The organism is Kitasatospora sp. NPDC004614 (genome assembly GCF_042873675.1).
Taxonomy (GTDB): Bacteria; Actinomycetota; Actinomycetes; order Streptomycetales; family Streptomycetaceae; genus Kitasatospora.
Map to the genome: position 1 here is coordinate 79,717 of NZ_JBIALR010000027.1, position 7,192 is coordinate 86,908.

Consider the following 7,192-nt stretch of genomic DNA (forward strand, 5'->3'; position numbering starts at 1 on the left):
CTCGCGGGGGCTCCCATAATTCACCTGGTGATCACATCCTGTGACGAAGCGATCGACCGGCTACGGGAAATCCCCGGGCTCTCGGTCTGCCCCCGCCCCCTGCTCGCGCTTCCGCTGCTGCGCACCGGTTGCCTGTCCGCCGTGCTCAGTGTCGAGTCCCCGGACGCGGGCTGGGAGGGCGAGTTCGACGCCGAGTTCCACGCGCTGGAGGCGACCACCGGGCGGCGGGACCACACCGCGATGGGCGTCGGGATCCACGAGTTACTGCGTGCGCTCGCACGGAGCGGTGAACGGCCGCGGCTGGGCCGGGAGTTGGCGCTGCTGCCGTACCAGGCGTTCCAGCCGCACTGGCGCAGCGCACTCGCGGAGCTCGGCACCCGGCTGGTGGAGCCGACGCAGTCGGTCTCGCTGGCGGGCCTGCAGGACAAGACCGCGCAGCGGGCGTGGCTCCGCTCGGTGGGGGCGAACACGCCGCCGGACGCGGTGGTCGGCACCCTCGACCACCGGGAGCTGCGCCGCCGCTTCGGCAGCACCTACGTCGTTCAGGCACCGCGCGGCTCCGGCGGAAAGGGAACGTACCTGGTCACCGACGAGGCGGACCTGCTCGGCATCAACAGCGGCGCCGGGCCCTGGCTGGTGAGCGGATACGTCGAGGGCGCCCCGGTCAACGTCCACGGCCTGGTCTCGGTGGACGGCACGGTTCAAATCCTGCGCCCGTCCGTCCAGTTGACCCGGGTCGAGGGGGTCGGCGCGGCCTTCGGCGCCTACTCGGGCTGCGACTTCGCGGCGCCCGCCCTGCTGCCGTCCCGCGCCCTCGACCGGGCCGTCGAGCAGACCCGGCGGGTCGGCACGGCGCTCGCGGGTCTCGGCTACCGGGGACTGTTCGGCGCCGACTTCGTGCTGGACGGACCGGACGACGCACTGCTGCTGGAGGTCAACTCCCGTATGCAGGGCTCGACCTGGCTGCTGAGCGAGATCGAACTCGCCCAGCACACGCTGCCCGCCGCGCTGCGCCACGCCCTGGAGCGCTACGGCCACGCCACCGGCGGCGAACCCTCGCTGGACCCGGCGGACGGCTGCCAGCTGGTGGTCCGGCACACCGGCGGCCCGGTGCGGGTGGCGGCCGCGCCGACCGGCGGGCTGCACCGGCTCAAGGACGGGCAACTGCAGCGCTGCGGCGACGGGTTCGGTCTGCTGGAGTGCGGCCCCGACGACTGCGTGCTGCTCCAACTCCCGGCCGCCGGTACGGTGTTGCACACCGATGTGCCGATCGTCCGGCTGGTCACCCGCTACCCGCTGACCGGCCCCGACGGGTCCGGCCTCACCGCGCAGGGGCGGCAACTGGTCGAGGCCCTGCACGCGGGTTTCGTCCTCGAACCGGCCCGGGCCGGCGCACCGTGCTGACCGCACCCTTCCCGCTGTACGTCCGCGCGGCACTCGCGTCCGACCTGGAGCGGCTGGCCGCCCTGCGCGGCGCCGCCGCCGACTGGATCGCCCGCGTGCACGGCTCCCGCCAGTGGTCGGACCCGTACGACGCCCGGCGCGGCCTGGCCCGGATCGGCCGGGGCGCGACGGTGGTGGCGATGCCGGAACCCGACGGCGAGGTGCTCGCCGCGCTCACCATCCGGCCGTCCGCCGGCTCCGGACTCTGGACGGAGGAGGAACGGGCCTGCCCCGCAGGCTACTTGAGCGGATTCATGATCGATCGCCGGTACGCCGGGCGCAGCGTCGGCACCCGGCTGATCGACTGGACGAGGTGGCGGGCGGCCAGCGCGGGCGCGCTGGTGCTGCGGGCGAACGTGTGGAGCGACAACACGTCCCTGCACGCCTACTACCGCGCCCGCGGCTGGCAGTTGGTGCGCACCGTCGCCGGCAGCCGCAGCGGGAGCCTGCTCGAGCTGCCGCTGCGGCCGCCGCCACCACCGCCGCCGCAGGTCCACGAGCTGGGCGAGCTGCCACTACTGGCGGAGATCACGACAACTCCCTGACCAGCTTGGCGAGTTGGCGAAGCTTGGGCGCGAACGCCGACTCGGGCGTGTTGCCGTACCCGAGAACGAGCCCGTTGTGGCCGGCGTCGGGGAGCAGGGAGTGCTGGGACAGCGGCCTGGGTGCCATCCCGTGCCGGCGGGCGGCACGCCTACCTGCGCTGGCGCAACGCCAACGCCGGCCACCGCGATGTCCTGGCCGCCGAACGCAAAGAACGCGTCCGCATCCGAAGCGAGAAAGGCATCCGCTGGGGCGGACGGCCTCTCAAGAGCGCAGCTTGATCCAACCTGGCGGACCTGTCCGGCCGCATCACTAGAGTTTCGGCCATGAGTGACGACGTTCATATGACCGATTCGGCATCGGATCCGTCGGGGGCGGAAGGGTGGTGGACGGACCTGCCATGGCTGGTGAACGCTGATCCGGAGCGGGTTCTGGGGTTGCTGGCTTCCGATGCGGATTCCGGTGCGCGACTGATGGCTGCGGTTTACCGGGCGTCGGTGGACGTACACCGGGACGTGCCACCGTGGGTGCGGCGGCAGCTGCTGGCCCTGGACGCGGCTCGGTACGGGGACCGGGAGTTGTCGGCACGGATTGCCGCCGTGTCAGTGGAGGATGTCGACACCGAGCCATGGCAGGTGCTGTGGTCCACCGGCACGCGGAGTGACCCGCACTTCCAGATGAACCCGTCCGGTCACACCGGCGGTGTTGACGCGGTGGTGACAACCTTCTCGGACGGCCGCCACGTCGTGGTCACCGGCAGCAAGGACCAGACGGTCCGGGTGCGGGACCTTGAGACCGGCCAACCGGTCGGCGGGCCCATGAGCGACTGCAACGGCAGAGTGTGGGCGGTGGCGACGGAGGTCGTGGACGGTCGGCCGTGCGTCGTCACGGCCAGCGACTGGGCGGTACTCGCGTGGGACCTGGCCACCCGCCAGCAGACGGGCGAGCTGCCGGGGATCAACGGTGAGGTGTGGTGTCTGGGCACGGCTGTCGTCCAGGGGCGACCGTGTGCGCTCGCCAGCGACGACGACGTGTCCGTGCGGGTCTGGGATCTAACCAGTGGGGAACAGGTCGGCGAACTCACCGGACACGACGACTTCCTGATGGCCATCGACACGCTGGTGATCGATGACAGGCCCCATGCGGTGGGCTGTATGAGCGGCGGCAGGGTCTGGCAGTGGGACCTGACCACCGGACAACCGGTCGGGGGGCCCCTGCCGGGCCACGAGGGCGAGGCGTGGGCGGTCGCGACAGCGGTCGTCGGCGGCAGAGCCCACGCGATCACGGCAGGTTACGACGCCACCGTGCGCGTGTGGGACCTGGTTATGGGACGGGAAGTCGGCAGGCTGGTCGGCCACGAAGGCACCGTGTCCGCGGTGGTGACCGCGGTGATCGGTGGAGAACTCCGGGTCGTCACCGGTGGTTCAGATGGAACGGTGTGCCTGTGGGAGCTGGCCGCCGGGCGGCAGATCGGCCGGGAGCTGGTGTTTCCCGCGCCAGTCCATGCGCTGACCGTGACCCCGGAAGGCTCGCTCGTGGTGGGCTTCGGCGGCGACGTCGCGGTCCTGTCCCTGCATGCCGACCCTGACTCTACCGGGCCGTGAGCCGTTGGTGCTGCGACCGGATGGTTGCTGGTTCCGCCCCGGCGATGAGGACAAAACGCAGCCAGCGGCTGCGCAACCCGGCGAAGCTATGCGGTCAGAGCACTAGCCTGGCAGGACCGGCACACCCCAGGAGAACCGCATGCCCGCACGCCTCAACGCCCACGGCCAGCCCATAGGCAGCCCGCTGCCCGACTGGACGCCGCGCCCCGGGCCCGCCCGGGTCACCCTCGACGGCCGCTTCTGCCGCCTGGAGCCCCTGGACGCGGACCGCCACGCCGACGACCTGCACGCCGCCTTCGCCCTCGCGGCGGACAGCCGGGACTGGACGTACATGACGGTCGGCCCCTTCAACGACCTTGCCGCCTACCGGTCCTGGGCGACGACGGCGGCCCGGGCGGACGACCCGTTGCACTACGCGGTCGTCGACGGGCGCAGCAGAAAGGCGGTGGGCACGCTCGCGCTGATGCGGCAGGACCCGTCCAACGGCGTCGTCGAGGTCGGCAGCGTTTCGTTCTCTCCGCGGCTGAAGCAGACTCCCGTGTCCACGGAGGCGCAGTTCCTGCTGATGTCCTACGCCTTCGACGAACTCGGCTACCGGCGCTACGAGTGGAAGTGCGACAGCCTCAACGAGCCCTCGCGGAGGGCGGCCCAACGGCTGGGCTTCACCTTCGAGGGGGTCTTCCGCCAGGCCGTGGTCTACAAGGGCCGCAACCGCGACACCGCCTGGTTCTCGATCCTCGACGCCGAGTGGCCGCAGGTCGGCAAGGCGCTGCGGGAGTGGCTCTCGCCCGACAACTTCGACCCGGCGGGCCGCCAGCGGCGGTCGCTGTCCGAGGTCCGCGCGTCCGCGGCCGGTTAGGCCTGTCTTCGGGTCAGCCGACCGCAAGCCCGATCGCAATGCCGATGCCGACCAGGATCAGCATGCCCGCGCCGAGGGTCACCCTCAGCGCCCACTTCACCACACCCGGAATGGTGCGCGGGTCCTTCTTCTTGAGCGCGTTCCGGGCCCTGAACCGGACGTACCAGGTCACCCAGCGGAGCCACCGCTTGTCGGCTTTCTGCAGGGCCTTCGCATCGGTGGCGACAAGGGGGCGGGTGAAGGCGAGCACCCTGTTCCAGAGCGGGCTGGCGGACTTCGATACCGCGTCTGCTTCGTCCTTGTCGGTGTTGCCCAGCAGCGTGATCGCCGAACAGATGACGGCCCGCAGACCGGCCTGGCCCTGCTGGGTCTTGAGGATCCGCCCCAGCAGTTGCCTGTCCCTCGTGGTCCGGAGCTCCTCGAGGTTCTGCTCCAGCTGGTCCTTGGCGGAGAGCTGGGCCGCGTGGTCCTGAGCCTCCGCCTCTTGGCCCTGGGGCGCCGCTTCTTGTTTTCGCTCCTGGGTCTCCGCTTCGGTCTCCGCTTCGAGGATGGCCAGGTGGAGCCTCTCCTCCCAGGCCAGGCGTTCCTCGCGGGACGGGACGAGCAGGAAGAGCAGGTGGTGGGCGGCGTCGAGCCGGCCCCAGATGAAGTCGGAGCGGCGCCATTCGCGGTGGATGAAGGCGCCGAAGTGCTGGAAGCGGATGCCGTAGAGCTTCCGGTCGCCGAGATCGGCGAACCGGTCGACGTTGAACACCGGACTCATGCTGTCCGGCCCGAGCCGCAGGAATTCGAACGCCGGCGTGAGCGGCCCGGCGGCCTTCGACGGGGGTGCGTACATCCTGGTGACCACTTCGACCGCCAGGCAGTCGTGCACGACGTCCTCGGGACCTTCCCAGTGGCCGAGGCCGGCCTGCCGGGTCACCTCGGCGAAACGGCCGCACGCCTGCGAGACGAGTCCGCCGATCGTGGCCGGGACGTCCAGATCGTCGAAGACACGGCCGAGGAGCTCGCCCAGTTCCTGGTTCGACAGCTCCACCCCCGGCCGGTAGTGGTCCCGGATCCGGTTTCTGACGGCCTTGGTGACGGCGAGCGCGCAGCGCTGCTGCCGGCTGATGTCGGTCGCGCCGGCAAGCAGTACGCGCTGTTCGTCGGGATCCGCGCGCAGGTCCATGGAGCCGAGGTACTGCTGGAGGTAACCGCCGAGGGTCTCGAAGAGTCGTTCGGCGGTGATGATTCCCCAGGGCCAATTGGACATGTCGGGATTGTTGATGTCCTGGCTCGGCCACCGCGGGCTCCAGTTGGGGTTCTCCCCGAGGATCCGGCCGAGCTCCTCGGAGTCCGCCTCCGGTACGGTGACGAGCGAGGTCACCGTGCCCAGCTCGGCAAGCCGGTGACGGGTCTCCCAGAGCGCCGCGCTGGCCCGGCACAGCCGGTACTCGCCGAGCATCGTCTCGGCCGCTTCCCGCACGTAGTCGCGGAGGTCCCTGTTCTTGCTCATCCGGTGGAACAGGTTCAGCTGCGTGCCGCGAACGCTCGTCCCGAGCCGGGTCGACAGCTCCTGCGTCCCGGACCGGAAATCCGCCTCCCGCGGGTACTGCAGCGCGTTGAAGGCCGAGGTGACGAACGAGACGTCACCGCAGGGCGACTGTCCCGCCGTGTTCACCGTCTCCAGACCGACCGAAGGGGTCACGTAGACCACCACCCGGCGCACCACCCGCTCGTCCACTTGACGCTCGGTGATCGCCTCGAGAACCGGGCCGAACGGGGCGTTGTTGAGCACACCGCCGTCGATCACGCAGCTCGCCGGAGCCCCGGAGATGGGAGCGGGAAGCTCGCGGAAGTGGGACATCGGCCGCTCGTCGACCGGTGGGAAGGCCACCGGATAGCCGGCGCTCGCCCGCGCCGCCTGAACCAGCGCGTCGTTGTTCGCCGAACAGAAGTCGTCACGGCTGTCGAGCTCGAAGCCCATCGTGCCGTCGTCCGCCGTCCGGAAGACCACCGCCTGCTTGTCGTTCCGGAACCGGTACACGCGCCGGTGGTCACGGACGTCGAACCGGCTGCCGAAGCCGTCCTTGAACTCACGCGCCCGGCCGTCCAGCGAGGTGGCCGTCATGAAGAGGGTGATCGGCTGCTCGGGCGTCTCGCCCTCGGGCATGTCCTCCAGCTGCGCTTTGATCTCCTTCTCGAAGAAGGTGCCGTTGAGCAGGCTCTGCTGGGAGGGCGATTTCACCAGCTCCGGCAGCGAGGCGGCCTCCTTCCACACCTTGCGCAGCGAGCCCAGGTCCGAACCACGGCCGATCGCGGTGGCCAGCAGGAGCCCGTTGAGGCCGCCGGCCGAGGTGCCCGAGACGATGTCGATCACCACCCGGGCATTCGCCCCCGCCGCGCCGGTGATCTGCCGCCAGATCTCCGCCACCTCTTGATCGGCCGGGGAGACCGATTCATCGGGTGCGTCGGCGGAGGCGCGGCGCAGCAGGTCGAGCTCGTGCGTGACGCCGCCCATCCAAACCGCGAGGCTGACGCCGCCGTTCATCACCAGGGCCAGCCTGACATCTTGCTTCACCACCATGTCTCGCACCGTAGATCGCCGGCCTCCGGACCGCTCCCGCAGTACCGGCCGGTTGATCCACCCGGTCCACTGCGCGAGCCCTAGAAGACTGATGAAGATGTTGGGTTCTGGCCCCGCCGTGTGAGCGGTGGGGCCAGACTCGCCTTGTGGCGATGGGGGAATGGGCGGGGGAGA

Annotated in this window: 6 protein-coding genes and 1 pseudogene; 5 read left to right on the plus strand and 2 right to left on the minus strand. The window is 70.6% G+C overall.

Features of this window, described 5'->3' with window-relative positions:
- Nucleotides 1-27: 27 nt before the first annotated feature.
- Both ACFYST_RS34130 and ACFYST_RS34135 read left to right on the plus strand, forming a co-directional pair.
- Nucleotides 28-1,404 (plus strand): ATP-grasp domain-containing protein, encoded by a 1,377-nt coding sequence (locus ACFYST_RS34130; protein WP_387868122.1) that lies wholly within the window; start codon nt 28-30, stop codon nt 1,402-1,404.
- A complete protein-coding gene (locus ACFYST_RS34135; RefSeq protein ID WP_387868124.1) occupies nt 1,398-1,988 on the plus strand; it encodes a GNAT family N-acetyltransferase in 591 nt (196 codons plus the stop codon). The genes ACFYST_RS34130 and ACFYST_RS34135 overlap by 7 nt, the downstream gene beginning before the upstream one ends.
- Here the strand turns inward: ACFYST_RS34135 and ACFYST_RS34140 are convergent.
- On the minus strand, nt 1,972-2,115 hold the full coding sequence (locus tag ACFYST_RS34140) for a hypothetical protein (protein WP_387868125.1): 144 nt from the start codon (nt 2,113-2,115) through the stop codon (nt 1,972-1,974). The genes ACFYST_RS34135 and ACFYST_RS34140 overlap by 17 nt on opposite strands.
- Nucleotides 2,116-2,132: 17 nt before the next feature.
- Between ACFYST_RS34140 and ACFYST_RS34145 the strand changes: the two are divergent.
- The 3 genes and pseudogenes from ACFYST_RS34145 to ACFYST_RS34155 all read left to right on the plus strand — a co-directional run.
- A pseudogene (locus tag ACFYST_RS34145) lies at nt 2,133-2,267 on the plus strand (IS630 family transposase); the annotation flags it as partial.
- 45 nt (nt 2,268-2,312) lie between these two features.
- Entirely contained in the window at nt 2,313-3,590 is a 1,278-nt protein-coding gene (locus tag ACFYST_RS34150; protein ID WP_387868127.1) for a WD40 repeat domain-containing protein, read from the plus strand.
- A 139-nt stretch (nt 3,591-3,729) separates the two neighbouring features.
- Nucleotides 3,730-4,449, plus strand: coding sequence for a GNAT family N-acetyltransferase (locus ACFYST_RS34155; RefSeq protein WP_387868129.1), 720 nt, complete (start codon nt 3,730-3,732; stop codon nt 4,447-4,449).
- 13 nt (nt 4,450-4,462) lie between these two features.
- On the opposite strand, the gene ACFYST_RS34160 is transcribed toward ACFYST_RS34155, so the two are convergent.
- A partial coding sequence (locus ACFYST_RS34160; RefSeq protein WP_387868131.1) for a DUF3376 domain-containing protein occupies nt 4,463-7,192 on the minus strand: 2,730 nt, incomplete at its 5' end.